This window comes from Micromonospora sp. NPDC049580 (assembly GCF_040675595.1).
Taxonomy (GTDB): domain Bacteria; phylum Actinomycetota; class Actinomycetes; order Mycobacteriales; family Micromonosporaceae; genus Micromonospora.
Genome location: NZ_JBFAPG010000725.1, coordinates 1 through 2,121, shown reverse-complemented (window position 1 = coordinate 2,121; position 2,121 = coordinate 1). Strand labels below are relative to the sequence as shown.

2 protein-coding genes and 1 pseudogene are annotated in these 2,121 nt (G+C 70.7%); 2 read left to right on the top strand and 1 reads right to left on the bottom strand.

Annotation, left to right across the window (positions count from 1 at the left end; genetic code table 11):
- Both AB0J68_RS31430 and AB0J68_RS31425 read left to right on the top strand, forming a co-directional pair.
- A pseudogene (locus AB0J68_RS31430) lies at window positions 1-1,011 on the top strand (serine/threonine protein kinase); the annotation flags it as partial.
- An 87-nt stretch (window positions 1,012-1,098) separates the two neighbouring features.
- Window positions 1,099-1,332 carry a hypothetical protein gene (locus AB0J68_RS31425; protein ID WP_355062918.1) on the top strand — a complete coding sequence of 78 codons (234 nt, stop codon included), beginning with the start codon at window positions 1,099-1,101 and terminating at the stop codon, window positions 1,330-1,332.
- Between the two features lie 82 nt (window positions 1,333-1,414).
- On the opposite strand, the gene AB0J68_RS31420 is transcribed toward AB0J68_RS31425, so the two are convergent.
- Window positions 1,415-2,121 (bottom strand): GH25 family lysozyme (locus AB0J68_RS31420; protein ID WP_363942432.1); only part of this gene is annotated, 707 nt, incomplete at its 5' end.

Genomic DNA, 2,121 nt, shown 5'->3' with positions numbered 1-2,121 from the left:
GCCGCGGCCGCGGCCGGGCCAGCAGCGGTCGACGCCTCGCCGACGGAGGTCGTACCGGCCGACGCCGACCCGACGGCGGCGGTGCCGGCCGAGCCGACCGCGACGATCGACCGCCCGGCCACGCCGGCCGCCGACCCGACCGCGACGGTGGCGGCCGCCGACGACAATCCCGACGACGGTACGGCGGACGCCGACGACGAGCCGACGGCCGTCGACGGGCCGCCGGTGGCGCCGGAGCAGCGCAAACCGTCGGCCCCGACGTCGGTCATGCCGCCGGTGAGTCCGGCCGGGCGCGCGGCGGTGCCGGTGTTCGACGGTACGAAGCCGAACAACACCCGCCGGAACGTCCTGATCGGTGCGCTGGTGGCCCTGCTGCTGGTCGGCCTCGTGGTGATCGTGCCGATGCTGACCAAGGGCGACGACACCGAGAGCCCGCAGGCCGACGCGACGACCGGGGCGGCCGCGTCGTCGGCCCCGGCGCAATCCTCCGCTCCGGCAGCGCCTCCACCCACCCCGGGCGCACCGAGTGCGACGCCCTCGGCCACGCCGTCGGCCGACCCGAACGCGCTGCCGGCCGGCTGGAAGCTGTACAAGGGGCCGACCTTGTCCATCCCGCTTCCACCCGGCTGGAGCGGCCGTCAGACCAACTCGGATACGGTCGTTTTCAACCAGTCCGGCGGGCCTGGCAAGATGCTGGTCCAGTGGACCCCCAGCCCGAAGAAGGACGCGGTCGTCGACTGGAAGGGCCAGGAACCGTACCGTCGGGGTCTGGTCAGCAACTACCAGTTGGTGGGCAGCATCAAGGCCTGCGACTGGTATCGGACCTGCGCCGACTGGGAGTGGTTGGAGACCCGGAACAACACCCGCATCCACGTGCGCAACCGGGGCTTCGTGACCGCCAGCAACCGGGGCTACGCCATCCGGTGGGAGATCGCGGAAAAGGACTGGCAGGCCAACCTCGCCAACTTCGACCAGATCGTCAAGGGCTTCAAGCCCGACCGGGTCAACTGACCCGCGTTCCGCACCTGCACGAACCTCTCTCGCATGTTCTTGCGTCGTTCGGGGTATCTGATCTCCAACGACGGAGGGAGGTGCGACATGGGTTACCGATACAGGAACGCCCAGCCCCGGCTGGCACTGTGGATGCTCGTCGCACTCGGCGATGTGGCACTGCTGCTGATCAGCGTTGGGCTTCCGGTACTCGTCGCGCTGTTCGGCGTCGTCGCCATCGCCGTTGGTGCGGTGGGCGTCCGGCGGCTCAGCCGGCGGGACGCGGTCGTCCGCGAGGACGCTCCGGTGATGGTGCCGGCGATGAGCCGTCGGCGGGCCTGACCCGTACGCGGTGGCGTGGCGGCAGCCGGACCGATTGTCGACCGTGAGGTGACCGTCGATCCCGCTGCCGCCAACCGCCCGATCAGGTGTTGTTGGCCAGCGCGATCAGTCGGCTCCGGTCACCGTTCCAGTAGTTGCGGTCCACGTTGCCGCTGATCCCGGAGACGGCGCCGCTGCTGGTGTACTGCCAGAAGCTCCACACCGGCGCACCGGCCGGCAGGGCGCCCGGCGTGCTCGACCAGCGGGCCAGCCAGAGCGGGTGGTTGGCCCACGGGCCGGTCCAGCTGCCCGTGCACTGGTTCCACCAGCTGGTGGTGGTGTAGATGACCGCGTACCGGCCGGTGCGGGACCGGTAGGTGTTCAGGAAGTCCTGCACCCAGTTGCGCATCCCGGTGGTGCTCAACCCGTAGCAGTAACCCCCGCTGTACGGGTTGGCCTCGATGTCGAGCGCGGCCGGGAGGGTGCGGCTGTCGGCCGACCAGGCGCCCCCATTGGACGCCAGGTAGTTGGCCTGGGTCGAGCCGGCGGAGATGTTGGGCCGGGCGAAGTGGTACGCCCCGCGGATCACCCCGGCGTTGTACGCGTTGACGTAGTTCGCGTTGAAGCTCGGGTCCTTGTAGCTGGTGCCCTCGGTTGCCTTGATGAAGGCGAACTCGATGCCCGCGTTGCGGACGCTGGTCCAGTTGATGCTGCCCTGGTAGTTGGACACGTCGACGCCGGCGGTGGCGGCGGGTACGCCGACGCGGCATGCCTGCCGCTGCCAGCCGGCGAGCCGGCCGCTGCCGCGGC

Excerpts from the sequence above, each read along its gene's own strand:
- AB0J68_RS31425 (WP_355062918.1), top strand. The coding sequence starts at position 1,099 with ATGGGTTACCGATACAGGAACGCCCAGCCCCGGCTGGCACTGTGGATG.